20 protein-coding genes and 1 riboswitch are annotated in these 24,280 nt (G+C 68.1%); of the genes, 9 read left to right on the plus strand and 11 right to left on the minus strand.

The genetic code is table 11. From position 1 onward, the window contains the following. Window positions 1-3: 3 nt before the first annotated feature. From BLV94_RS31790 to gcvP, 5 genes are read right to left on the minus strand one after another with little or no spacing between them, the layout of a single operon-like run. Window positions 4-1,386, minus strand: a complete 1,383-nt coding sequence (locus tag BLV94_RS31790; RefSeq protein WP_072936905.1) for an L-serine ammonia-lyase — start codon at window positions 1,384-1,386, stop codon at window positions 4-6. A 2-nt stretch (window positions 1,387-1,388) separates the two neighbouring features. Next, window positions 1,389-2,657 carry a serine hydroxymethyltransferase gene (gene glyA / locus BLV94_RS31795; protein ID WP_072936906.1) on the minus strand — a complete coding sequence of 423 codons (1,269 nt, stop codon included), beginning with the start codon at window positions 2,655-2,657 and terminating at the stop codon, window positions 1,389-1,391. Next, the gene (gene gcvH, locus BLV94_RS31800; RefSeq protein WP_072936907.1) at window positions 2,654-3,058 is read right to left on the minus strand and encodes a glycine cleavage system protein GcvH; all 405 of its coding nucleotides are present in this window, start codon (window positions 3,056-3,058) and stop codon (window positions 2,654-2,656) included. The genes glyA and gcvH overlap by 4 nt, the downstream gene beginning before the upstream one ends. 37 nt (window positions 3,059-3,095) lie before the next feature. Then, a complete protein-coding gene (gene gcvT, locus BLV94_RS31805; RefSeq protein WP_072936908.1) occupies window positions 3,096-4,211 on the minus strand; it encodes a glycine cleavage system aminomethyltransferase GcvT in 1,116 nt (371 codons plus the stop codon). Next, on the minus strand, window positions 4,208-7,189 hold the full coding sequence (gene gcvP / locus BLV94_RS31810) for an aminomethyl-transferring glycine dehydrogenase (protein ID WP_072936909.1): 2,982 nt from the start codon (window positions 7,187-7,189) through the stop codon (window positions 4,208-4,210). The genes gcvT and gcvP overlap by 4 nt, the downstream gene beginning before the upstream one ends. A 122-nt stretch (window positions 7,190-7,311) precedes the next feature. Further along, a riboswitch (glycine riboswitch) is annotated at window positions 7,312-7,403 on the minus strand. A gap of 293 nt (window positions 7,404-7,696) precedes the next feature. Here gcvP and lipA point away from each other — a divergent pair. Further along, window positions 7,697-8,626, plus strand: a complete 930-nt coding sequence (lipA, locus tag BLV94_RS31815) for a lipoyl synthase (RefSeq protein WP_072936910.1) — start codon at window positions 7,697-7,699, stop codon at window positions 8,624-8,626. Window positions 8,627-8,660: 34 nt separating this feature from the next. Beyond that, window positions 8,661-10,034 carry a dihydrolipoyl dehydrogenase gene (lpdA, locus tag BLV94_RS31820; RefSeq protein WP_072936911.1) on the plus strand — a complete coding sequence of 458 codons (1,374 nt, stop codon included), beginning with the start codon at window positions 8,661-8,663 and terminating at the stop codon, window positions 10,032-10,034. Window positions 10,035-10,055: 21 nt separating this feature from the next. On the opposite strand, the gene BLV94_RS31825 is transcribed toward lpdA, so the two are convergent. The 3 genes from BLV94_RS31825 to BLV94_RS31835 form a co-directional block, all read right to left on the minus strand. Beyond that, window positions 10,056-11,408: an MFS transporter gene (locus tag BLV94_RS31825; RefSeq protein WP_072936912.1), complete on the minus strand. Its 1,353-nt coding sequence runs from the start codon at window positions 11,406-11,408 to the stop codon at window positions 10,056-10,058. 151 nt (window positions 11,409-11,559) lie between these two features. Next, window positions 11,560-13,053: a flavin-containing monooxygenase gene (locus BLV94_RS31830; RefSeq protein WP_072936913.1), complete on the minus strand. Its 1,494-nt coding sequence runs from the start codon at window positions 13,051-13,053 to the stop codon at window positions 11,560-11,562. A 30-nt stretch (window positions 13,054-13,083) separates the two neighbouring features. After that, complete coding sequence (locus BLV94_RS31835) at window positions 13,084-13,977, minus strand: SDR family oxidoreductase (protein ID WP_072936914.1); 894 nt, start codon at window positions 13,975-13,977, stop codon at window positions 13,084-13,086. A 76-nt stretch (window positions 13,978-14,053) separates the two neighbouring features. Between BLV94_RS31835 and BLV94_RS31840 the strand changes: the two genes are divergently transcribed. From BLV94_RS31840 to BLV94_RS31870, 7 genes are all read left to right on the plus strand, one after another. Next, a complete protein-coding gene (locus BLV94_RS31840; protein ID WP_072936915.1) occupies window positions 14,054-14,701 on the plus strand; it encodes a TetR/AcrR family transcriptional regulator in 648 nt (215 codons plus the stop codon). A gap of 96 nt (window positions 14,702-14,797) precedes the next feature. After that, complete coding sequence (locus tag BLV94_RS31845) at window positions 14,798-16,075, plus strand: hypothetical protein (RefSeq protein WP_072936916.1); 1,278 nt, start codon at window positions 14,798-14,800, stop codon at window positions 16,073-16,075. 167 nt (window positions 16,076-16,242) lie between these two features. Then, window positions 16,243-17,595 (plus strand): MFS transporter, encoded by a 1,353-nt coding sequence (locus BLV94_RS31850; protein WP_072936917.1) that lies wholly within the window; start codon window positions 16,243-16,245, stop codon window positions 17,593-17,595. A gap of 18 nt (window positions 17,596-17,613) precedes the next feature. Beyond that, a complete protein-coding gene (locus tag BLV94_RS31855) occupies window positions 17,614-18,375 on the plus strand; it encodes an IclR family transcriptional regulator (RefSeq protein WP_072936918.1) in 762 nt (253 codons plus the stop codon). Between the two features lie 172 nt (window positions 18,376-18,547). Further along, window positions 18,548-20,281, plus strand: coding sequence for a 4-oxocyclohex-2-ene-1-carboxylate 5-dehydrogenase (gene chcC2 / locus BLV94_RS31860; RefSeq protein WP_072936919.1), 1,734 nt, complete (start codon window positions 18,548-18,550; stop codon window positions 20,279-20,281). Between the two features lies 1 nt (window position 20,282). Continuing rightward, window positions 20,283-20,591, plus strand: a complete 309-nt coding sequence (locus tag BLV94_RS31865; RefSeq protein ID WP_072936920.1) for a YciI family protein — start codon at window positions 20,283-20,285, stop codon at window positions 20,589-20,591. Further along, window positions 20,588-21,340, plus strand: a complete 753-nt coding sequence (locus tag BLV94_RS31870) for an SDR family NAD(P)-dependent oxidoreductase (protein ID WP_072936921.1) — start codon at window positions 20,588-20,590, stop codon at window positions 21,338-21,340. The genes BLV94_RS31865 and BLV94_RS31870 overlap by 4 nt, the downstream gene beginning before the upstream one ends. Before the next feature lie 5 nt (window positions 21,341-21,345). Here the strand turns inward: BLV94_RS31870 and BLV94_RS31875 are convergent, their stop codons facing one another. The 3 genes from BLV94_RS31875 to BLV94_RS31885 all read right to left on the minus strand — a co-directional run bounded on the left by BLV94_RS31875 (window position 21,346) and on the right by BLV94_RS31885 (window position 24,247). Further along, window positions 21,346-21,804 carry an SRPBCC family protein gene (locus tag BLV94_RS31875; protein ID WP_072936922.1) on the minus strand — a complete coding sequence of 153 codons (459 nt, stop codon included), beginning with the start codon at window positions 21,802-21,804 and terminating at the stop codon, window positions 21,346-21,348. 216 nt (window positions 21,805-22,020) lie between these two features. Next, window positions 22,021-23,004 (minus strand): NAD(P)H-dependent flavin oxidoreductase, encoded by a 984-nt coding sequence (locus BLV94_RS31880; RefSeq protein WP_072936923.1) that lies wholly within the window; start codon window positions 23,002-23,004, stop codon window positions 22,021-22,023. Window positions 23,005-23,089: 85 nt separating this feature from the next. Next, complete coding sequence (locus BLV94_RS31885) at window positions 23,090-24,247, minus strand: thiolase family protein (protein WP_072936924.1); 1,158 nt, start codon at window positions 24,245-24,247, stop codon at window positions 23,090-23,092. Between the last annotated feature and the right edge of the window lie 33 nt (window positions 24,248-24,280).

Raw genomic sequence — 24,280 nt, forward strand, 5'->3', positions numbered from 1 at the left:
GTGTCAGCATTCGACGAGGTTCACCGACACGTTGACGGCCAGACCACCGGTAGACGTCTCCTTGTACTTCGAGCTCATGTCGGCGCCGGTGGCCCGCATCGTCTCGATCACCTGGTCGAGGCTGACGCGGTGGGTGCCGTCGCCGCGCAGTGCCATACGGGCGGCGTTGATCGCCTTGCCCGCCGAGATGGCGTTGCGCTCGATGCACGGAATCTGCACCAGACCTCCGATGGGATCGCACGTCAGACCGAGACTGTGTTCCATCGCGATCTCCGCCGAGTTCTCCACCTGCGCGGGGGTGCCGCCGAGGATCTCGGCGAGACCGGCGGCGGCCATCGACGCCGCGGAGCCGACCTCGCCCTGGCAGCCCACCTCCGCCCCGGAGATCGAGGCCCGCTCCTTGTACAGGGATCCGATTGCGCCTGCCGCCAACAGAAATCGCACCGACGTGCCGTCCGGATCCGCCTTGCCCGCCGGGGTGTAGTGCAGTGCGAAATGCAGCACCGCCGGGATGATGCCGGCCGCGCCGTTGGTGGGGGCGGTCACGATCCGCCCACCGGACGCGTTCTCCTCGTTGACGGCGAGGGCCACCAGATTCACCCAGTCCTCGGCGAACGCGGGATCACGGTACGGGTCTTCCGCATTGAGCCGCTCGTACCAGCCGCGGGCGCGTCGGCGCACCTGCAGATTGCCGGGTAGGTACCCGTCCCGGCTGATTCCGCGTTGCTGACACTCGACCATCACGTCCCGGATGTGCAGCAGTCGCGCCCGGACCTCCGACTCGGGCCGGAGGGCCCGTTCGTGCTCGAGCATTACCTCGCTGATCCCGAGTCCGTAGTGCTCGCTGAGTTCGAGCAATTCGCGAGCCGACCCGAACGACAGCGCGTTCGCGCCGGCGCCGACGGACATCGCCGGTTCGGCGCCGGTGACGACGAAGCCGCCGCCGATCGAGAAGTACGTCCGCGCATGTAGTTCGCGACCGTCCACCCCGGTGGCGGTGAGGGTCATCCCGTTGGGGTGAAAATCCAGCACCGTCAACGGATACAGCACCATCTCGTCCTCGGCGAGCGGGATGTCGACCGTCCCGCCGAGGCGGATCCGCCGGCTCGCCCGCACCTCGTCGAGCCGCGTCTCCAGCTCCTCGGTGGCGATGGTTTCCGGCCGATACCCTTCGAGGCCGAGGAGGATCGCCGACATGGTGCCGTGGCCGGCGCCGGTCGCTGCGAGTGAGCCGTACAGGTCGACACGGACACCGGCGACGTCCCCGAGAACGTCGAGTGCGCCGAGGTCGTCGACGAACGTCCCCGCCGCCCGCATCGGCCCGACCGTGTGTGAACTGGAGGGGCCGATGCCGACGGAAAAGAGGTCGAAGACGCTGATGGTCATCCCTACAGCTCCGGGTAGAGGGGGTATTTGTCGGCGAGCGCTCGGACCTGGGCCGCGAGTGCCGACGTGTCGGCACCTTCGGCGGCGACGAGGGCCTGCGCGATCAGATCGGCGACCGCCACGAAGTCGGCCCGGCCGAAACCGCGCGCCGCGAGTGCCGGTGTGCCGATGCGCAGACCGGACGTCACCATCGGCGGCCGCGGGTCGAACGGAACGGCGTTGCGGTTGACCGTGATTCCGATCGCGTCGAGGCGGTCCTCGGCCTGCTGCCCGTCGATGTCGGCATCTCGGAGGTCGACGAGGACGAGGTGCACGTCCGTGCCGCCGGTGAGGACGCTGATGCCGGCTTCCTTGACGTCGGGGCGGCTGAGCCGCTCGGCGAGGACCTTCGCCCCGTCGAGGCAGCGTTCCTGACGTTCCGCGAACTCGGGTTCGGCGGCCATCTTGAATGCCGTTGCCTTACCTGCGATCACGTGCTCGAGCGGCCCGCCCTGCTGGCCGGGGAAGACCGCCGAGTTGATCTTCTTCGCGATGGCCGCGTCGCCCGTCAGGATGATCCCGCCGCGGGGCCCGCCGAGCGTCTTGTGCGTCGTCGACGTCACCACGTGCGCGTGCGGCACCGGGGACGGGTGGAAACCGGTTGCCACCAGGCCGGCGAAGTGGGCCATGTCGACCATCAGGTAGGCGCCGACCTCGTCCGCGATCTCCCGGAAGCGGGCGAAGTCCAACTGGCGCGGGTAGGCCGACCAGCCTGCGATGATCAGTTGCGGCCGGTGTTCGCGCGCGGCCTTCGCGACCTCGTCCATGTCGATGAGGTAGTCCTGCTCGGACACCCCGTAGGCGGCCACGTTGTAGAGCTTGCCGGAGAAGTTGAGGCGCATGCCGTGGGTGAGGTGGCCGCCGTCGGCGAGGGACAGGCCGAGGATGGTGTCGCCCGGTTTGATCAGCGCGTGCATCACCGACGCGTTCGCGGTGGCGCCGGAATGCGGTTGCACGTTGGCGTATTCCGCGGCGAACAAGGCCTTGACACGGTCGATGGCGAGCTGCTCGATGGAGTCGACGTGCTCGCAGCCGCCGTAGTAGCGGCGCCCCGGGTAGCCCTCCGCGTACTTGTTGGTCAGCACCGAACCCTGCGCCTGCATGACCGCGAGCGGCGCGTGGTTCTCCGACGCGATCATCTCGAGGCCGGTGCGCTGACGATCGAGTTCCTTGCCGATCAGAGCGGCGACGTCCGGGTCGAAGTCCGCGAGGTCACGGTTCAGGACGCTCATGCGTTCGCTCCGTTCTTCTCGGCGTACTCGGCGGCGGTGAGGAGCTCTCCGGCCGCGGACGGCTGGACGGCGAACAGCCAGCCCTCCCCGTACGGGTCGGAGGTGACCAGGCCGGGGTCGTCGACGGCGGCAGTGTTGATCAGGGTCACCCGGCCGCTCACCGGCGGGTACAGCTCGGAGACGGTCTTGGTGGACTCGACCTCGCCGCACGATTCGCCGGCGACGATGGTCGTCCCGACCTCGGGCAGGTCGACGAAGACGAGTTCGCCGAGCGAGTTGACGGCGACGGACGTGATGCCGACGCGGACGGGCTCGTCGGGGAGATCGGCGCCCGGCGCGATCAGGACCCATTCGTGGTCGTCGGTGTAGCTGCGGTCGTCGGGGAAGGCTGCTGAAGACATGGCGGTACCTTTTCGGGGCCGAAGGGAGTGGGATGGTTCAGGAACGGCGGTAGAACGGCGACGGGGTGACCACGAACGGTTCCTTCTTGCCGCGGATGTCGACGGTCAGCTCGGTGCCGGGCTCACGGAACGCGATGTCGACGAACGCCAGCGCGATCGGATGTCCGAGCGTCGGGGACAGGGCGCCGGACGTGATCGTGCCGACGGCCGCTCCGCCGGTCGCGTCGTGAACGGTGTATTCGGCGCGGGCGGCGCGGCGTCCGGTGCCTGCGAGACCGATGAGCACCCGCTGCGGGGCCTGCTCCGACAACGTCTGCAGGGCGTCGCGGCCGACGAACTCCTTGTTCAGCCGGACCACCTTGCCGAGACCGGCCTCGTACGGGTTCGTGTCGAGGGTCAGTTCGTGCCCGTAGAGCGCCATTCCGGCCTCGAGCCGCAGGGTGTCGCGGCACGCGAGACCCGCGGGGATGCCGTCCCGCTCCGTGGTGGCGGCCAGCAGTGCGCGCCACAACGCCACCGACTGTGCGTTCGGCACGTACAGCTCGAAGCCGTCCTCACCGGTGTAGCCGGTGCGGGCCAGGAGGACGTCGATGCCGGCGACGACCGCGCGGGTGACCGCGTAGTACTTCAGTTCCGCGACGGTCTCCAACTGCAGGGCGGGAACGAGGGACTGCACGATGTTCTGCGCGGCCGGTCCCTGCACCGCGATCAGCGCGGTCTCCGCGGACTGGTCGTCGACGTTCGCCGAGAAACCGTCGGCGCGTGCGGCCAGTTCGCGGTACACGGCCGGGGCGTTCGCGGCGTTCGCGACCACCAGGAAGTGCTCGTCGGCGAGCCGGTAGACGACGAGATCGTCGATCACGCCGCCGTCCGCGTTGCACAGGAGCGAGTATTTGGCCCGTCCGACACCGATCTTCGACAGCTCGCCGGCCAGGGCGTAGTCCAGCAGTGCGCCGGACTCTGTTCCGGTGACGGCGATCTCACCCATGTGCGAGAGGTCGAACAGTCCGGCGGACTTACGGACGGCGTGGTGTTCGGCGAGTTCGCTGTCGTACTTCAGCGGCATCTGCCAGCCCGCGAAGTCGGTGAAATGCGCTCCGAGAGCGCCGTGCTCGTCCAGTAGCGGGGACACGGGTGTCGTGGTGACGGTCATGCGAAGGCCTCCTCGGGGGCCTCGGCGAGCGCCCCGGAATTTGCTGCTGCGGTTTTGATTGGCAGTTCGATGTCGGTGGTGTTCTCGAAGGCCTCGGGCGCGGGGCACGAGCACACGAGGTTGCGGTCGCCGTGCACGCCGTCGATGCGGCGAACCGGGGGCCAGTACTTGCCGGCACGCAGCGACGCGACGGGGAAGGCCGCCAGGTGCCGCGGGTAGGGCAGATCCCAGTTGTCGGCGGTGACCTGATCCGCGGTATGCGGGGCCTGACGCAGTGGGCTGCGTTCGAGCGGCCACACGCCGTCGCCGACCAGGTCGATTTCGCCGCGGATCGAGATCATCGCCTCGATGAAGCGGTCGAGTTCGGCCAGATCCTCGGATTCGGTGGGCTCCACCATCAGGGTGCCGCTGACGGGGAACGAGAGGGTGGGGGCGTGGAAACCGTAGTCGATCAACCGCTTTGCCACGTCCTCGGCGGTCACGCCGGTGGCCTTCGTGACGGGTCGCAGGTCCAGGATGCATTCGTGCGCCACCAGACCCGAGGGTCCGGTGTAGAGGACGGGGAAGTGCGCGTCGAGCGCCTTCGCGACGTAGTTGGCGGCCAGCACCGCGGACTTGGTGGCCTCCGTCAGCCCGTCCGGGCCCATCAGGGCGATGTACGCCCACGTGATCGGCAGGATGCCGGCGGAGCCGTAGTTGGCCGCCGACACCGGAGTGCCGAGTTGGTCTCCGCCGAGCGGGTTGCCGGGCAGGAACGGCGCCAGATGCTTACGCACCGCGACCGGTCCGACGCCGGGTCCGCCGCCGCCGTGCGGGATGCAGAACGTCTTGTGCAGGTTCAGGTGCGACACGTCGCCGCCGAACTTCCCGGGCTGGGCCAGGCCGACGAGCGCGTTGAGGTTGGCGCCGTCGACGTACACCTGGCCGCCGGCCTCGTGCACGAGATCGCACACCGTCCGCACGTCGTTCTCGTACACACCGTGGGTGGACGGGTAGGTGAGCATGATCGCGGCGATCGTGCCCTCGTGGGCGGCGATCTTCGCGCGCAGGTCGCCCAGGTCGATGTTGCCGTTGGTCGCCGTCGCGACCACGACCACCCGCATGCCGGCGAGCACCGCGGATGCGGCGTTGGTGCCGTGCGCGGACTGCGGGATGAGGCAGATGTCGCGTCCATGGTCGCCGCGGCTGTCGTGGTAGCCGTTGATGGCGAGCAGTCCGGCCAGCTCGCCCTGCGATCCGGCGTTGGGCTGCAACGACACCCGGTCGTATCCGGTGATCTCACCCAGCCACCGCTCGAGGCCGCGGATGAGCTGCAGGTAGCCGCTGGTCTGTTCGACCGGGGCGTACGGGTGGATGGACGCGAACCCCGGCCAGCTGATCGGCTCCATCTCCACGGCGGAGTTGAGCTTCATCGTGCACGAGCCGAGCGGGATCATGGTGCGGTCCAGTGCGAGGTCCTTGTCCGACAGTGCGCGCAGGAAGCGCAGCATCGCCGTCTCGGACCGGTGCTCGTGGAACACGGGGTGCTGCAGGTAGTTCGACGTGCGAAGCAGCGACTGCGGCAGCGCGGAGACCGTTCCCGCCTGGGCTCGTGCGCCGAACGCGGACAGGACCCGGTCGACGATCTCGTCGGTGGTGCACTCGTCGCAGGCGACCGCGACGTGGTCCGAATCGACCAGCCTCAGGTTGATGCCGGCGCGGTCGGCGCGGTCGACGACGTCGCGCGCCCCGGCCGGAACGTGCACCAGCACGGTGTCGAAGAAGCTGTCGTGGACCACCGAGTGTCCCGCCGTGCGGAGGCCGCCCGCGACGGACGTGGCATGTCCGTGTACCCGAGTCGCGATGGCACGCAGCCCTTCCGGGCCGTGATAGGCGGCATACATGGCGGCGACGTTCGCGAGGAGCGCCTGCGCGGTGCAGATGTTGCTCGTCGCCTTGTCACGCCGGATGTGCTGTTCGCGGGTCTGCAGTGCCAGCCGGTAGGCGGTCTTCCCGTCGACGTCGACGGACACACCGACGAGCCGGCCGGGGAGCATGCGCTCGAGTCCGCCGCGCACGGCCATGTACCCGGCGTGCGGCCCGCCGAAGAACAGCGGCACACCGAAACGCTGGGCGGATCCCACCGCGATGTCGGCACCCTGCTCGCCGGGCGGCGTCAGCAGCGTCAGCGACAGCAGGTCGGCCGCGACCGTGGTCAGCGCGCCGCGCTCCTGGGCGGCGGCGATGAGCGGGGCCAGATCGCGCACGTGGCCGCTGGCGCCGGGCGCCTGGAACACGACGCCGAACAGGTCACCGTCCGGAAGACCGCCGGTCAGGTCGGCCACCTCGACGTCGATGCCCACCGACTTGGCCCGGCCGCACACCACCGCGAGGGTTTGCGGCAGACAGTCGGCGTCGACGACGACGCGGGACGTCCCCGACTTCGCCTTGTTCGCGCGCCGCATCAGCAGCACCGCCTCCATCACCGCGGTGGCCTCGTCCAGCAGGGACGCGCCCGCGAGGGGGAGGGCCGTCAGGTCTTCGATGACCGTCTGGAACGTCAGCAGCGCCTCGAGCCTGCCCTGGGAAATCTCCGGCTGATACGGCGTGTACGCGGTGTACCAGGCCGGCGACTCGAGCATGTTGCGGCGCAGAACTGCGGGGGTGATGGTGTCGTGGTAACCGAGGCCGATCATCTGGACGCGGGTCTCGTTGCGCTCCGACAGCGTCCGCAGGTCGGACAGCACCTGCTGCTCGGACCGCGCCACCGGCAGGTCCATGGCCTCCGAGCTGCGGATCTGATCAGGCACCGCGGCATCGATGAGCTGATCGAGCGTGTCGTAACCGAGGGCGCCGAGCATGCGCTGGGTGGCGGAAGCGTCGGGGCCGATGTGGCGTGACGGAAAATCGCTGGTGAGAGGCGCGCTGCGATGCGCGTGGCGGGATTCGACTGACACGAGGTGACTCCGGTTTCGTTGAGTCCGGACCGCACCGGACATCGACAAGGGGGCACCTCCCCGCTCTGTCCTGAAACCTGAGAGTTTGGGCGCACCGCATGAGCGGCGTGCTCTTCACCTTCGGTAAGTACCGGCCTGCGGCCGATTCTGTTCTCCAGAGTTGCCTCTACGCTGCGGTACTGGGGCCTGAGAGATTCCCGGGGAGGAAGTTGCTCCTACGGCGCCTCCGAAAAGGAGGTTCTCCCGCTGCGCGTCAACGGCGTATTCAGTTGTGGTTGGCCAAACAGTACACAGGCGTGGGGGGTTTGTCTCCCCAGGCTCCGTCCCGGTCGCCGAGCGGGCGACGATGTTGCCAAAACGCCTCGTCGTTTGGCATCCTCGATTCATCCTCGCTCGGACGTGACCGCCACGCCGCTCGGTGAGAGCCCAGACAGCCTCGAGTGCAACGGTTGTCGCCGTGTGCTCGCCTTCCCCCTCACTTTCCCTCGTGCCGTGCTGCCGGGGGTCGCATACCGACCGGTCTCGTCCGGTCACAGGAGTTCTCCCAACATGACTGCACACCCCGAGGGCCGCCGCCTGCTCCGCCTCGAAGTCCGCAACGCCCAGACCCCGGTCGAACGCAAACCGTCGTGGATGAAGGTGCAGATGCGGACCGGCCCCGAATACCGTGATCTCGCCGCCCTCGTCGAACGCGAGAACCTGAACACCGTCTGTCAGGAAGCTGGATGTCCCAACATCTTCGAATGCTGGGAGGACCGCGAGGCCACGTTCCTCATCGGCGGCAGCCAATGCACCCGACGGTGTGACTTCTGCCAGATCGACACCGGACGTCCCGCGGCCCTCGATCGGGGAGAACCCCGGCGGGTCGCGGAATCGGTGCAGACCATGGGCCTCCGGTACGCCACCGTCACCGGCGTGGCGCGCGACGATCTGCCCGATGGCGGCGCCTGGCTGTACGCCGAGACGGTCCGGCAGATTCACGAACTGTGTCCGGGGACCGGCGTCGAACTGCTGATCCCGGATTTCAATGCCGACGCCGCACAGTTGCGCGAGGTGTTCGGCACCCGCCCGGAGGTACTCGCGCACAATGTGGAGACCGTTCCCCGGATCTTCCGTCGCATCCGGCCTGCCTTCACCTACGAGCGTTCCCTCGACGTGATCACACGCGCGCGGGAGGACGGTCTGATCACCAAGTCGAACCTGATCCTCGGGATGGGGGAGACCACGGACGAGGTGATCCAGGCACTCCGGGACCTGCACGCCGCCGGCTGCCAGTTGATCACGATCACGCAGTACCTCCGGCCCTCGGCCCGGCATCATCCGGTGGAGCGGTGGGCGAAACCGGAGGAGTTCGTGATGCTCGACGGGGTCGCCCGCGAGATCGGATTCCTCGGCGTTCTGTCCGGCCCGCTCGTGCGGTCGTCCTACCGGGCGGGCCGCCTGCACGCCGAAGCGGTCGCCGCGACCGCAATTCACTGAATCCCATTCTCTTCCATTTCAGCAAGGAGTCCCCATGTCCAACCGATCTGCAGATGTCGTCATCCTCGGCGGCGGTTCCGGCGGCTATGCGTCCGCGATCCGCTCGGCCGAACTGGGCCGTTCGGTCATTCTGATCGAAGAGAACGAACTCGGCGGCACCTGCCTGCACCAGGGGTGCATTCCGACCAAGGCGCTGCTGCATTCCGCCGAGGTCGCCGACAGTGCCCGCACGGCCGCGCAGTTCGGGGTCGACGTCACGTTCGGCGGGGTCGACCTCGACAAGGTGCTGAGCTATCAGAACGCCATCGTCACCCGCCTGCACAAGGGATTGCAAGGTCTCGTCGACTCCCACGGCATCACCGTCGTCAACGGACGCGGACGGCTGGTCGGTCCCAACGGTGTCGAGGTCGACGGCGAGATGATCACCGGCGGGGCTGTCGTCCTGGCGACGGGCTCGTCTCCGAAGACGTTGCCGGGCATCAGCATCGGCGGCAGGGTCGTCACCAGCGATCAGGCGCTCGTGCTGCCGACGGTCCCGAAGAAGGCGATCATCCTCGGCGGCGGCGTCATCGGCGTCGAATTCGCCAGTGTGTGGGCGTCGTTCGGTGCGTCGGTGACGATCGTCGAGGCGATGCCGAGGCTGGTCCCGAACGAGGACGAGACGGTCTCCAAATACCTCGAGCGGGCGTTCCGTCGTCGCAAGATCGCCGCGAAGACCGGGGTGCGGGTCACCGAGGTGGCGCAGGACGAGGACGCGGTGACCGTCACCCTCGACTCCGGCGACGTGCTCGACGCCGACGTCGTACTGGTCGCGGTGGGCCGCGGTCCGAACACCGCCTCGATGGGGTACGAGGAGACCGGGGTGGTCCTCGACCGGGGATTCGTGGTGACCAGCGACCGGCTGCACACCACGGTGCCGAACGTCTATGCCGTCGGCGACATCGTGCCCGGACTCCAGCTCGCGCACCGCGGCTTCCAGCAGGGCATCTTCGTGGCGGAGGAGATAGCCGGGCTCCGTCCGGACGTCATCGACGAGACCGGCATCCCCCGCGTCACGTACTCCCACCCCGAGGTCGCGTCGGTCGGGTTGACCGAGACCGCGGCGCGGGAGCAGTTCGGCGACGAGATCCGGACGGTCGTCTACGACCTCGCCGGCAACGGCAAGAGTCAGATCCTCAAGACGTCGGGGGCGGTCAAACTCGTGGTGGCGCCGGACGGCGTCGTGGTCGGTGTGCACATGGTCGGCGACCGCGTCGGCGAGCTGATCGGCGAGGCGCAGATGCTGTACAACTTCGGGGTCGACGCCGCCCAGGCGGCGAAGTTCGTGCACGCCCACCCCACCCAGGGCGAGGCCCTCGGCGAGGCACTGCTGGCGGTGGCCGGCAAACCGCTGCACGTCCACGCCTAGGCCCTCCGGGCCCGTGAGTGGTTAACGAGTCTCTGCACTCGTCAACCACTCACGGGTGGAGGAGCCGCCGGTCTTCTCGAATCGCAGTCGCGACACGGCAATTCCGGCGAGCAGGAAGGACACGGCGACGAGGATGTACAGCTGCGTGGGCGACCAGTCGCGGTCGAGGAGGGCGCCCGCGACGATCGGGGACGCGATGGCGCCGACGCGTCCGATGCCGATGCCCCAGCCGACTCCGGTGGCCCGGACGGCCGGGGAGTAGACCGACGGGGTGATCGCGTACAGCCCGGCGATGCAGCCGTTGGCGAAGACGCCGATGAGGGCGCCGAGCCCGAACGCGACGACGATGGATGCGGTGGCGGGGACGAAGACGAGGAGGAGCACCCCCGCGATCGCCAGGTAGGCGATGAGCACCCGCTTCAGGGCGAACCGCGCCGACAGCGCGCCGAGCAAGGTGGCGCCGAAGATGCCGCCGAGGTTGAGGAGCACGCCGCCGGTGACGCCCTGGTTCGCGGACATGCCCGCCTCGACCAGCAGTTTCGGCGTCCAACTGGTGACGAAGTAGAAGCCGAACATCGCCGTGAAGAACGCGAACCACACCAGGAGGGTGCTACGGCGGCGCTGCGGGGACAGCAGGACGCGCATCGCGAATCCTGCATCGGCGGTGGCGGCGGCGCGCGGTGCGGGCAGTTCGTCGAGTCGCGGCTGCCCGACCCGCTGCGCGAACGCGTTGATCCGGTCGAGGGCATTGGCCGGGCGACGCACGAGCAGAAAGTCGATCGATTCGGGGAGCCGCGCATAGACGACGGGGATGATCACGGCCGTGCACACACCGCCGAACAGGAACACCGAGCGCCACCCGAGCGAGTTCTGCAGCACGACGGCGATGATGCCGCCGAGGGTGGCGCCGACGGCGTACCCGGTGGAATTGAGGCTCACGGCCAGCCCGCGCCAGCGGTTCGACGCGTACTCACTGGCAATGACGTTGCTGCTGGCGAGGATTCCGCCGATTCCGACCCCGGTGAGCGCGCGGAGCAGACCGAGTTGCATCGCGTTCTGGCTGGCCGCCGACAGCAGCATGCCCGACGACGCCAGCGCCAGGCACAGCAGGATCATGGCGCGGCGACCGATGGTGTCTGCCCACGGCGCCAGGAACAGCGACCCCGCGGCCATGCCGAACAGCCCGGCGCTGAGCAGGAGGCCGACGACGGAGCCGGACAGAGCCCACTCCTGCGACACCGACTGCGCGGTGAACGCCATGACGAGAACGTCGAAGCCGTCGAGCACGTTGAGTAGACCGCAGATGGCGATGGCGCCCCATTGGTAGCGCGTCATCGGACTGCTGTCGATGCGTTCGCGTAGGTCGAATTGCATGCGCGGGACCTGCTCTTCCTCGGAGGTGGGCTGTGATGTGGCTCACGACCCACTTACCGTGGCTGACAGGTCACCCGTTTCCAACTCCGATTCCGAATGTCGGAAGACAGCACCCGTGAGTACTTGTTAACCGCGGGCGGTTAACAAGTACTCACGGGCGGAACACCATCGCATCGTCGACGATCTTGCCGTGCCGCAGTGTCACCAGGTCGCGGAAGTAGTTCATCCGCAGCCGCCACGGTGCTTTCGAACCCTGCTTCGGGAACGACTCCACCGACCGCAGCACGTAGCCGGCGGCGAAGTCGAGGAACGGCTCCTCGTCGACCGCGCTGTCCCGCTCCGGGGAGCATTGCGCGAATCCGTTCGCGTCCATGTGCGCGAGCAGACGGCAGACGTATTCGCACACCAGGTCGGCCTTCAGCGTCCAGGACGCGTTGGTGTAGCCGATGACGAAGGCGAAATTGGGCACCCCGCTGAGCATCATCCCCTTGTATGCCATGGTCTCGGTGAGGTCGATGTCGCGGCCGTCGACGGCGAGTGTCATCCCGCCGAACGCGAGCAGGTTCAAACCCGTTGCGGTGACGACGACGTCGGCGCGCAGCTCGTCGCCGGACTTCAGCGTGATCCCGGATTCGGTGAACGTGTCGATGTGATCGGTCACGATCGACACTTCGTCGTTGCGGATGGAGCGGAACAGATCCCCGTTGGGCACGAGGCACAGTCGCTGATCCCACGGGTTGTAGCGGGGCGTGAAGTGTTTGTCGATGTCGTAGCCCTTCGGCAGCCACTTCTCCTGGAGTTGCCGGATGCGGCCCTTCATGAATTCCGGGTACCGCTGGCACAGTTGGTAGATCGCCGTCGCCACCGACGCGTTCTTGAGCCGGGTCAGCGCGTAGGCGAGCCGCGTGGGCAGGTGGCGCCGCAGCTTGTTGGCCAGCTTGTCCTTGGCCGGCATCGAGATGATGTACGTGGGCGAGCGCTGCAGCATGGTCACGTGCGCGGCCTCGGCGGCCATCGACGGTGCCAGCGTCACCGCGGTGGCGCCGCTGCCGATGATGACCACCCGCTTGCCGGCGTAGTCGAGGTCCTCGGGCCACTTCTGTGGGTGCACGACCTGCCCGGCGAACCGGTCGATGCCCGGGAACTCGGGGGTGTAGCCCTCGTCGTAGCGGTAGTACCCACTGCAGGACATCAGGAAATCGGCGGTGAACCGGACGGTCTCACCGGTGTCGGTGCGCTCGGCGTCGATCGTCCAACGGGCGTTCGAGGTCGACCACTCGGCGCGAACGACCCTGTGCCGGAACCGGATGTTCCGGTCGATCCCGTGCTCGGCCGCCGTGTCCTTGACGTACTCGAGGATCGCGGGACCGTCGGCGATCGACTTGTCGTTCTCCCACGGCCGGAAGCGGTAGCCCAGCGTGTACATGTCGGAGTCGGACCGAATGCCGGGGTAGCGGAACAGGTCCCACGTGCCGCCGATCGTCTCACGGCTCTCCAGGATCGCGTACGTCCGGCCGGGGAAGCTGTCCTGCAGGTGGTACGCGGCACCGATCCCGGACAGTCCGGCCCCGATGATCAGCACGTCGAGGTGTTCGACGGGAGCCTTCGCGCCGGTGGTGTCGGCGGCGGTATCGGTGTGTGACATGAAGACTCTCTCGCTGGGTGGGACGGGTGGCTACTTCGGGTCTACGGCGACGTCGTCGAGAGCGACATTACGTGCGCTGGTGGAGCGGCCGAGCTTCGCGACCTCCTCGTCCATCAGCGGAAGAATGCGGGGTACGTGGGGCAGCGTGTTGCGATCGCCGACGCGCGACGTCACCACCGCCTTCAGCCAGCCGGCGAGCGCGACCCACCGCGGCACGTAGACCCGGCGTTTCCGCTTTGCCAGGGCATCGACGAATGCGTCGACGCAGGGACCCACCGACGACGTCTTGCCGACCGGTCCCGGCAGGACCGCGAGAAGTTGGTTGAATGCGGTGAGGTCGGTTTTCGCGTCCTGGACGAGCGGGGTGTCGATCCACGACATGTGGGCCGAGCCCACGGCAACGCCACGGTGCGCGACTTCGAGACGCAGGACGTTGGCGAAATGCTCGACGCCGGCCTTGCTCGCGCAGTACGCGGCCAGACCGGGCGCGGGTGCGAACGCGGCGAGCGACGAGACGATCAGGATGTAGCCCTTGCGTTCGATCACGGACGGAAGCGCAGCCCGGACGGTGTGGAAGACCCCGAGGATGTTGACGTCGACGACCCGCTTGAACGTGGCGGGATCGACCTGCATCACCGAGCCGTAGCTGGCAATGCCGGCGTTCGCGAGAACGAGGTCGATGCCCCCGAACTTCGCGACGCCGGAGTCGACGGCCTTCTGCATGGCGGGCAGGTCGCAGACGTCGGCGGCCACGGCGAGCGCGACGTCGTCACCGAGTTCGGCAGCGAGGGCTTTCAGTGGTTCGGCGTCCAGGTCGATCAGGATCAGTTTGACGCCCTTGCGGGCGAGGGCGCGGGACGTCTCGGCTCCGATGCCCCGTGCGGCTCCGGTGACGAGTGCGACTTTGTTCCTGAGCGTGGGCATGGGATCTCCTGGCGTGTGATCTGGCACCGTTCAGTGTCAGTTTGTATCTGGAACTGTGCGGTGTCAATATTGGGGAGTGAGTTCGCCCAGGCTCGACGAGACGGGCCGCACCTACCGCGGTGCGGGCCCTCGCCAGCGTCAGGAAGATCGCCGCGCGCGTCTCGTCGACGCCGCCGTCGAAGTGTTCGGGACCAGCGGATACCGGTCCGCGACCGTCGAGAAGATCTGCGCGACCGCCGGGCTGACCAAGCGCTACTTCTACGAGTCGTTCGACGACAGCGAGGCCCTGCTGCTGGCGGCGTACGCGAGCGTGACCGACCGCCTCCGGGACAACGTCCTGCGCGGCGCGGGGGGCGGGGGCGCCGATCTGGACGCCAGGGTTCGCGGGGCGCTGACCGCGTTCTTCCGGTCCGTCGCCGACGACCCGCGGATCCCACGGATCGCCTTCCAGGAGGTCCTCGGTGTCGGCCCGGAAGTCGACATCGCCTATCGCCGCGTCACCCGGTCGTTCGTGGACGCCGTGCTCGTCGTCATCGGTCCGGCCGTCGACCGCACCGCGTTCCCGGAGTTCCACCTCCGCACCCTCGCGACCGGCCTGGTCGGGGCGGTGCTGATGATCGCCCAGCAGTGGGTGCTGTCGGAGAACCCCCAGCCGATCGAGACGGTCATCGCCAGTGCGCACACCATTCTCTCGGCCGTCCTGGGTGAACTCGGCCCCACGTGAGTGGCGTCGTGTGCCGGGGCACTCCTTAGCGCTCACGTGGGGGTGGATCCGGGCAAACCCCTGACGCCATCACATATATGTTGTTAAATACCTGACATGCCCGGTGCTGTGCACTGCCAATCACCTCGGGTCCGCAACACGACGATCCGCGGGGTGCTCGTCGCGTTGCTCGGGGCCCTCGCGTTGGCCGGTCCGGCGCCGAACGTCGCGCACGCCACCGGCTACGAGGGCCTCCTCGACATCACGCCTGCGAACGCGGCGGCGGAGTCGATCGGCGGGCTCGACCCCCGTCTCCCCACCGACTCCACCGCACTCGGTGCCGCGCTGGCCGCCGCCCGCTCCGACGGCGTCGCGCCGACCAGGTATTCCGCCCTGCTGCAACAATATTGGCTGGCACGCGGATCCGAGGCGTCCGGCATCGACCTTGCCGGGTGGGATCCGAACGCCGGGCTGATCGCCAACGCGGCGGTGGTCGACCGGGTCTACGAGAACTACGGCCGGTATCAACTCCAACGGGCCGAGCTCTACTGGTCCGGAATGGCCGGGCTGGCGGGAGGCTCGTTCGCCGCCGGCTTCTGGGACCTCGACCTCGGCCGGACCGTGCTCGGAGTCGACGCCGTCCACGCGCTCGGCAACGCCGTCGCGTCCACGGTCCGCGGACTGCCCGGCGAGGCGACGACGCTCCTGCCGCCGGACCTGAGAAATCTCGCCACCGTCGGTCCGGCGATGACGGCGGGCGACGTGGACTGGTATCAGAAACGGCTGCTGATGATGCAGAAACACATCTACTTCGACATGGTGCCCATGCACGAGGCATACCTGAACGGCGGCCGGGGCGGCGTCGAGGAGATGGCCGCCGCGGGACTGCTCGACGAGAACGCCGAGATCGCCTGGAACGGCATCTTCTCCGGCACCCCGGCGGGATACGCGGACGCCCTGTTCCGGATGGCGTCGCGTGAGCAGAATCAGATCATCGCCGACCAGTGGGACGTCACGGCGGCCGCGCGCGACGGTGTCGGCCGGGCGCTCACCTACGCCACCACCCTCGCGGCGCAACCCTCGGTTCCCGGCTCGCGCGCCCCGGGACAGGTGTCGCCGATGGCGGTCGACGGGGACGTGAACGGCTCGGCCTACCGTCTCCGGACACCCCTGCCCGGCTTCAACTGGGCTGACCGCGAACCGCGCTGGCAGTACATCGTCAGCGACATCGCGTCGTCCTACCAGCGGCTAGCCGAGGGCCGTCCGGGCGAGCTGCGGGCCCTGCTGGCCATCCCGTTCCGCGACTTCGTCGAGGGCCAGCGGGTGCTGCGGCGGGTGCCCGACCTCGCCCGCGACATGAGCACCGGCTGGGAGTTGTCCCCGCCGCAGCCGTAGCGCGTCTCGGACGAACGGGACGCTCGTTCGATCTGACGCAACGGGCGTCCCGTTCGTCCGGGACGGCACGGTGCCGGCTTTCCAATGGATGGATGTGACGTTGCGCACGCGCGGTCGCGGTTGGCACGTTGTGTCACACCACGCCAGGCCCGATCGCAGGAGAGTCGATGAACGTATCCGCCGTGACGCACGACAGCCCGACCGCCGCGCCACCCGTCGAGGTCGCGAAGACGCCGAAGAAGGCGGCGCTCGCGTCGTTCCTCGGGAGCGCGCTCGAGTACTACGACTTCTTCATCTACGGGTCCGCCGCCGCCCTCGTCTTCGGGCACACGTTCTTCCCGGCCGGCAACGACGCGATCGGCACGGTCGCCGCGCTCGCGACGTTCGGCGTCGGCTACGTGGCCCGGCCAGTCGGCGGAATCGTGTTGGGACACTTCGGGGACAAGCTGGGCCGCAAGAAGATTCTGTTGCTGACGCTGCTCATCATGGGACTGTCGAGTCTCGCGATCGGATTCCTGCCCACGTACGAGCAGATCGGCATCGCCGCCCCGATCCTGCTGGTCCTGTGCCGCCTCGCGCAGGGATTCTCCGCGGGCGGAGAGGCGGCGGGCGCGAGCACTCTCACGCTCGAGCACTCACCCGAGGGGCGGCGGGCGTTCTTCACCAGCTTCACGATGACCGGCTACGCGGCCGGGATGGTCCTCGCGACCCTCGTCTTCATCCCGGTGGCCGCGCTGCCGAAGGAGCAACTCGACAGCTGGGGCTGGCGAATCCCGTTCTGGTGCAGCGCCGTGATGCTCGTGGTCGCCTACTTCGTGCGCACCAAGCTCGACGAGACTCCGGTGTTCGAGGAGTCGCGTGAGCACGCAGAGGTGCAGAAACTGCCCGTCGTCACCGTCGTGACCACCCAGTGGCGGGACGTCCTGCGGATCGCCCTGTGCTCGCTGTTCGCCGTCGGGCAGACGGTGTTCACCGTCTTCGGGCTCGCCTACGCCACCGGACCCGACGTCGGCATCGACCGCACCACGATGCTGTGGGCGTCGTCGGCGTCGATCGCGGGTTCCATCGTCGCGATACCTCTGCTCGCCAAGCTGTCGGACCGCGTCGGACGCCGCCCCGTATGGATCACCGGCACCCTCGGATGCGGCGTGACGATCTTCGGATACTTCTGGGCCATCTCGGTCGGCTCCATTCCGCTGATCTTCGTCGCCGCACTGCTCACGATGACGCTGTTCTACTCGATGGTGAACGGCCTGTGGCCGAGCTTCTTCACCGAGATGTTCGCCGCGCCCGTGCGCTATTCCGGTTTCGCCGTCGGCACGCAGATCGGTTTCCTCATCGCCGGTTTCGCCCCGGCGATCGGCTGGGCACTGCTGGGAACCGGGGCGAACGCGTGGGTCCCGGTCGCGGTGTTCACTGCACTGTGCATGCTGGTCTCGTCCGTCGCGGCCTTCACCGCCCGCGAGACGTACCGGGTGCCGCTGGCCGAACTCGGGCGTCCGTCGACCTCGCGGGAGTAACCGGAGGACAATGGGGCGATGTCACGGACACCGACAGGAGAATCGGTCACTGCCCGCGTCGTGAGGGTCTTGTCTTCCTTCGACGCGGACACACCGTCGCTGTCGGTGTCCGACATTGCGCGTCGATCCGACCTCCCCGTCGCGACGGCGCACCGCATCGTCGGAGAACTCGTCAAGTTCCGCCTCCTCGAACGCAACGACACCCGCATCAGCATCGGGGTCCGGATGTGGGAGCTGGGGTCCCGCGGTTCGCACACCCTCAGCCTGCGCGAGGCCGCGATGCCGTTCATGGAAGACGTGAACGCCGCGATCAAACAGCACACCCAGCTGGGCGTCCTCGACGGCAACGAGGTGCTGTTCGTCGAACGGCTCTCCACCCGCGGGTCCGTCGTCAACGTCACCAAGATCGCCGGACGGCTGCCGGTGCATGCGTGCTCGTCCGGTCTGGTTCTGATGGCGAACGCCTCCCGCGACGTGCAGGACGAATTGCTGTCGCAACCGCTCGAACGGTACACCGACGCCACCGTCACCGACCCCGACCAGATGCGGCGTCTCCTCGCCGAGGTGCGGCACCAGCACTTCGCGGTGGCCGCCGGTCTCATCACCCCGGGTGCGACGGGAGTCGCTGTGCCCGTGCGGGACAGCGACGGTGGCAGGGTGATTGCCGCTCTGTCCGTCGTCATCCCGCACGATCAGGCCAACCCGCAGTCGGTGGTCGCGGCGCTGACGACGGCGTCGCGCGGCATCACTCGCGCCATGACGCGCGGGTCGCGGCACTGACAGAATCCCTTTTCCATCCATTGGAGTCGCGCTGTGACTCGGGTCTCGGGTCGGTCAGAGTGGGTGACACGAACACACCGTCACCGATCGCGCAGTGTGCCTCCAAACATGCTGCACAGCAGTGCCTTCGCGCGCCGCGATCGAGTGCCGACTCTCCAGGGAAGGTCCACATATGAGCTCGAAATCCGTCAAATGCGACCTGTTGGTCATCGGGTCCGGGGCCGCGGGCATGGCCGCCGCGCTCAAGGCCGCGAGCGAAGGCCACAGTGTCATCGTCGCCGAGAAGTCGAAGTGGCTCGGCGGCACCACCGCCATCTCGGGCGGCTGGGCGTGGGTGCCGGGAAACAAGCAGGGCGTCGCGCAGGGCGACACCCGTCAGGAGATCGAAACGTACATTCGGGCACTCGCCAAGGACTGCTACAAGGCCGAGATGGTCGACACCTTCCTCGACGAGGTCCCCGAGGCGATCGACTGGCTCGAACGCGACACCGACGTCGAATTCGTCTATCCGGAAATGGCTCCGGACTACCAGATGGACGCCCCGGGTGCGAAGCCGTCGGGGCGCGCGATCTCCGGCAAGGTCGTCGACGCGCGCACACTCGGCGAGAACCGGCTCCGGTTGCGCCCCTACCTCGACACGTACACCGTGTTCGGGTACATGCCCGAGGTCGGACCCGACATCGCGCAGTTCCTGCACGCCAACCAGTCGTGGAAATCGTTTGCCTACGTGTCGAAGAAGCTCCTCAAGACGTGGGTCGAGACAGTGCTCTGCCGCCGGTCGTTCGACCGGACCAACGGCAACTCGCTGATGGTCCGGATGGTGTCGTCCGCGGCCAAGCTCGGCATCCGGATGTGGACCGAGACACCCGTCACGAAGATCCTGCAGTCGGAGAACGGGGTCGTCACCGGCGCCGTGCTCGGGGGAGTTCACGCGGCAACGGTGGAGGCGCGGCTCGGTGTCGTCATCGCGGCAGGCGGCTACTCCGCGGACGCCTCCCTGCGCGCCGAGTACTGGGGTCATGATCCGCACGGCGACAACCACTTCACGCCCACCGTCGGGCACGACGGCGACAACGTGCGCCTGGCGGCACCGCTCGGCGGGCACGTCGACACCGACGTCCACGAGCCGGCAGCCTGGGCGCCGGTCACGGTGTTCACCGGTCTGCGCGGACAGCAGCGGATCTTCCCGCACCTGCGGGCGTTCGGGCTCCCGGGACTGATCGCCGTGAACCGCAAGGGTGAACGCTTCGCCAACGAGTCGAGTTCGTACCACGACTTCGGCATGGCGATGATTCAGGAGAACGCCGGCCAGGACGAGACATTCGGCTACATCATCGCCGACTCGAAAGCCATGAACAAGTACGGAATCGGCTACGCGAAGCCGCGGCCCATCCCGCAGGGCTATTTCAAGAAGACCGGATTCCTCCACAAGGCCGATACGGTCGAGGAGCTCGCTCGACGGATCGGTGTCGACGCCGCCGGGCTGAAGAAGACCCTGTCCGAGTTCAACGCGGGTGCCGCCAAGGGGGAGGACCCGAAGTTCAATCGCGGATCCAACTGGTTCCACCACTTCAAGGGCGACATGGAGCACCAGCCCAATCCGAACCTCGAGCCGCTCGACAAGGGACCGTACTACGCGGCGAAGATCGAGATGGGCGACCTCGGCGCCTACTCCGGCCTCGCCGTCGATCGGCACAGTCAGGTCCTCGACGACGACAACCAGCCGATCCCCGGTCTCTTCGCGGCTGGTTCCGCGGCGGTCAGCATCTTCGGCGGCGGATACCCGGGCTACGGCGCCAACATCGGGCCCGCCCTCGTCTTCGGATACACCATCGGCCGGGACGCCGAGATCCTCGCGTCGCTGCGCAGCGAATCCACCACGCCGACCGTTCTGGAAGAGGTCTGACGTGCCGTTCTACCTCGTCCGCTACGCATACACCGGCGACACCGCCGGCCGGGACACGCATCGTCCCGAACACAAGAGTCACCTGCAGGCCGCCGCCGACCGCGGACTCATCCTCGGGTCGGGACCGTTCGCCGCGGGAGAAGATCCCGGCGCCGCGATGGTCTACGAGGCCGCGGACCGGCAGGACGTCGTCGACGTCGTCGAGGGCGACCCGTTCCAGACGCACGGATACGTCGCGTCGTACGACATCACCGAATGGATTCCGATGATCGGCCCGTGGGCCGTCGCAGCAGTGGGAGGCAGGTCATGACAGGTCGAGTGGCAGGGAAGGTCGCCGTCGTCACGGGGGCGAACGGTGATCTCGGCGGCGCGACCGCCCGGATGCTCGCCGCGGAAGGGGCGCGGGTTGCCGCGCTCGACCTGAAACTCCCGGACGCACCGTGGGATTCGGAGTCGATCACGCCGTTCGCCGTCGACGTCACCGACGAGACCAGTGTCGCCGACGCCGTCGCAGCGATCGTCGAGACCGTCGGCGTCCCCGACGTTCTCGTCAACTGCGCCGGCATCATCGGCAGGCCCGCACCGTCACACGAGGCGTCGGTCGCCGAGTTCGACCAGATCTTCGACGTCAACGTCAAGGGCGTCTGGCTGATGACCAAACACGTGGTGCCCCACATGATCGGCCGGAAGAAGGGCAGCATCGTGAACTTCTCGTCGATCCACGGGCTGACCGGAGGCTCCAACGTCCCGCTGTACCACGCGTCGAAGGGCGCGGTGCGGCTGCTGAGCAAATCCGACGCCGTCACGTACGGGCCGGACGGAATTCGCGTCAACTCGATCCATCCCGGGTCGATGCGGACGGCGATGAGCCGGCGGTCGGCGGAGGGCAGCGCGCTCGGGCCGGAGGAGTACTACCGCCAACTCGTGTCGGGCAACCCCCTTCCGCGGCAGGGTGAACCGGACGAGATCGCGTACGGGGTGCTCTACCTCGCCTCGGACGAGTCCGGCTTCACCACCGGCACCGAACTCGTCGTCGACGGTGGCTACACGGCGCACTGAGGCCGTCAGCCGAAGTGTCGCGCCAGACGCCGGTGCCGGTGCCCGAAGAACGCGCCCAGCACGCGGGCCAGCACCGGCGTCAGCGGCACCAGCGGAAGCCTCGGTTCGAACGTGATCCGGTCGTAGACGCCTGTGCTGCCGTCGTCGAACGGCCGGAGCGTGCGTTCGTGCTCCCACCGGCGCATGCTGAGCATCGTCGACTTCTCGTGGAACCGCAGGCCCGGTTCCAGCTCCGCGATGGTCAGATCGTCGTACTCGAACGGGACCAGCCCGAACAGTCGCAGCCACGCCCGGCCGAGCGGTTCACCGACCGCGACCGAGTCGATGCTGATCGACTCCTGACCGCGCGGGATGCTCATCGTCATCCATGGACGCATCTCGTCGTTGATCCCCTCCGGATCGACGACCCTCGCCCACACCTGCCCGATCGGCGCGCCGACGACCGAGCTGCGTTCGATGATCACCGCCCCATCATCGTCGCCTCGCACGCCGGGGTGCAACGGGCTCGCTGCTGGATGTGACTATTCGCCTGTCTGGAGCCGCTGCCATCTGAGGGCAGGTGCGTATGTTCGTCCGCCTCTGATGCTGGTGGTCACCGACCGTCCGTGGCCTCACCCGACGCGGATGAGGCGGTCGGAGGTCAGAAGCCTGATGATGACGGCACCGGCGTTCTCCGGACTTCACATGCGGCGGAGGCGTTGGTGCGCATCCGTGTATTCGCGATCGAGGCGTTCGACGATCTGCGCTGCCGGGACGACTGCGTCGACGGCGCCGATGCCCTGCCCGGCGCCCCAGATGTCGCGCCAGGGCTTGGCTTCGGACTTCGCGGCGGTGTCCGCGTCCTCACCGACGCCGAAGTTCATGGCGGAGGGGTCGGAGACGGCGAGGTTGTTCGGGTCGAGTCCGGCGGCTTCGATGCTGCCGCGCAGGTAGTTGCCGTGCACGCCGGTGAACAGGTTGGAGTAGACGATGTCGGAGGCGGTGGAGTCGACGATCATCTGCTTGTAGCCCTGATCGGCGTTGGCCTCTTCGGTGGCGATGAACGCGGAGCCGACGTAGGCGAGGTCGGCGCCGGCGGCCTGCACGGCGAGGACCGAGCGGCCGTGGGCGATGGAGCCCGACAGCAGGAGCGGTCCGTCGAACCATTCGCGGATCTCCTGGATCAGCGCGAACGGCGACAGGGTGCCCGCGTGTCCGCCCGCGCCGGCGGCGACGGCGATGAGGCCGTCGGCACCCTTCTCCACGGCCTTCTTCGCGAACTTGTTGTTGATGACGTCGTGGAGGACGATGCCGCCGTAGCTGTGGATGGCGTCGTTGACGTCGGCGCGGGCGCCGAGGGAGGTGATGACGATCGGGACCTCGAATTCGACGATGGTGGCGAGGTCTTCGTCGAGGCGGTCGTTGCTCTTGTGGACGATGAGGTTGACCGCGTACGGGGCCGAGGGCGTTTCGGGGTTGTTGGCGTCGTGCTTGGCGAGTTCCTCGGTGATGCGGGTGAGCCATTCGCGCAGCACGGGCTGCGGGCGGGCGTTGAGGGAGGGGAAGGATCCGACGACGCCGGAGGTGGATTGGGCGATCACCAGGTCGGGACCCGAGACGATGAACATCGGCGACGCCACCACGGGCAGGCGGAGCCGGTCTTGCAGGATCGGGGGCAAGGTCATAGGGAATTCTCCTCGAGTGTCGGGAAACGCGGGGCGACGCCGTGCCGTCGACGGCGGCGCCGCCCCGGATGCGGTGCGTTGCCGGTTACGCCGGGAGAGATTCGAAGATGGTGGCATTGGCCATGCCACCGGCCTCGCACATGGTTTGCAGCCCGTATCGCAGGCCCTCGGTGTGCAGGTGGTGCACGAGGGTGGTGGCAAGCCGGGCACCGGAACCGCCGAGGGGATGCCCGAGGGCGATGGCGCCACCCAGGGGGTTGACCCGTTCGCGGCGCGCGCCGGTCGCGGCGAGCCAGGCCTCGACCACGCTGGCGAATGCCTCGTTGACCTCGAACGCGTCGATGTCGTCGAGATCCAGTCCGGCCATCTCGAGCACCCTCCGCGTTGCCGGGATGGGTCCGGCCAGCATGGTGATCGGGTCGTCGCCGACGGCGGTGGCGGTGTGCACGCGTGCCAGGGGAGTCAAGCCAAGTTGTCGTGCTCGGTCGCTCGTGGTGACCAGCAGTGCGGCGGCACCGTCGGAAATCTGGGAAGCGTTACCTGCGGTGATGCGGCCGTCGGTCGCGAAGGCGGGTGAGAGGGAGCCGAGTGCGCCGAGGGTGGAGTCCCGCCGGATGCCCTCGTCGACCGTGAGGGTGGTGCCGTCGGGCAGCCCGACCGGGGTGACCTGTTTGACGAATCGGCCGTCGTCGACGGCCTGCCCTGCGCGACGGTGTGATTCGAGGCTGTACTCGTCGAGTCGCGTACGGCTGAGGTCGAACCGCTTCGCCAGGATTTCGGCACCTGTGCCCTGATTGAAATCGACGTTGTCGTAACGACGGAACACTGCGGGGCCGAACGGGACACCCGGTCCGGCCTTCCGGGCCGAGCCCATCGGCACCCGGGACATCGATTCGACACCACCTGCGACGACCACATCGGCGTGGCCCGCGATGACCGAGGCGGCCGCGAAGTGGATCGCCTGCTGGCTCGAGCCGCACTGACGGTCGACGGTGGTGCCGGGAACGTGTTCCGGCCAGCCGGCGGCAAGGACCGCGCTGCGGGCGATGTTCGCCGATTGTTCCCCGACCTGGCCTACACATCCCCACACGACGTCGTCGACGGCAGCGACGTCGAGCCCGGTGCGTTCGGCCAGCGCGGTGAGCACCACCGCGGACAGGTCCACGGGATGGATGTCCTTCAAGGCGCCGTTGCGGCGTCCGACGGGTGTGCGTACGGCTTCGACGATGACTGCGTCACGCATGACAATTGCCCTTACTGGATGGTCGGTGGATGT

Origin of the sequence: Rhodococcus koreensis, assembly GCF_900105905.1 — a bacterium.
Classification (GTDB): domain Bacteria; phylum Actinomycetota; class Actinomycetes; order Mycobacteriales; family Mycobacteriaceae; genus Rhodococcus_F; species Rhodococcus_F koreensis.

Excerpts from the sequence above, each read along its gene's own strand:
- BLV94_RS31870 (WP_072936921.1), top strand. The coding sequence starts at position 20,588 with ATGACAGGTCGAGTGGCAGGGAAGGTCGCCGTCGTCACGGGGGCGAAC.
- lipA (WP_072936910.1), top strand. The coding sequence starts at position 7,697 with ATGACTGCACACCCCGAGGGCCGCCGCCTGCTCCGCCTCGAAGTCCGC.
- BLV94_RS31845 (WP_072936916.1), top strand. The coding sequence starts at position 14,798 with ATGCCCGGTGCTGTGCACTGCCAATCACCTCGGGTCCGCAACACGACG.
- BLV94_RS31855 (WP_072936918.1), top strand. The coding sequence starts at position 17,614 with ATGTCACGGACACCGACAGGAGAATCGGTCACTGCCCGCGTCGTGAGG.
- BLV94_RS31830 (WP_072936913.1), bottom strand. The coding sequence starts at position 13,053 with ATGTCACACACCGATACCGCCGCCGACACCACCGGCGCGAAGGCTCCC.
- chcC2 (WP_072936919.1), top strand. The coding sequence starts at position 18,548 with ATGAGCTCGAAATCCGTCAAATGCGACCTGTTGGTCATCGGGTCCGGG.
- glyA (WP_072936906.1), bottom strand. The coding sequence starts at position 2,657 with ATGAGCGTCCTGAACCGTGACCTCGCGGACTTCGACCCGGACGTCGCC.
- BLV94_RS31835 (WP_072936914.1), bottom strand. The coding sequence starts at position 13,977 with ATGCCCACGCTCAGGAACAAAGTCGCACTCGTCACCGGAGCCGCACGG.
- BLV94_RS31825 (WP_072936912.1), bottom strand. The coding sequence starts at position 11,408 with ATGCAATTCGACCTACGCGAACGCATCGACAGCAGTCCGATGACGCGC.
- BLV94_RS31880 (WP_072936923.1), bottom strand. The coding sequence starts at position 23,004 with ATGACCTTGCCCCCGATCCTGCAAGACCGGCTCCGCCTGCCCGTGGTG.
- gcvP (WP_072936909.1), bottom strand. The coding sequence starts at position 7,189 with ATGTCCGGTGCGGTCCGGACTCAACGAAACCGGAGTCACCTCGTGTCA.
- lpdA (WP_072936911.1), top strand. The coding sequence starts at position 8,661 with ATGTCCAACCGATCTGCAGATGTCGTCATCCTCGGCGGCGGTTCCGGC.
- BLV94_RS31885 (WP_072936924.1), bottom strand. The coding sequence starts at position 24,247 with ATGCGTGACGCAGTCATCGTCGAAGCCGTACGCACACCCGTCGGACGC.
- BLV94_RS31790 (WP_072936905.1), bottom strand. The coding sequence starts at position 1,386 with ATGACCATCAGCGTCTTCGACCTCTTTTCCGTCGGCATCGGCCCCTCC.
- gcvT (WP_072936908.1), bottom strand. The coding sequence starts at position 4,211 with ATGACCGTCACCACGACACCCGTGTCCCCGCTACTGGACGAGCACGGC.
- gcvH (WP_072936907.1), bottom strand. The coding sequence starts at position 3,058 with ATGTCTTCAGCAGCCTTCCCCGACGACCGCAGCTACACCGACGACCAC.
- BLV94_RS31850 (WP_072936917.1), top strand. The coding sequence starts at position 16,243 with ATGAACGTATCCGCCGTGACGCACGACAGCCCGACCGCCGCGCCACCC.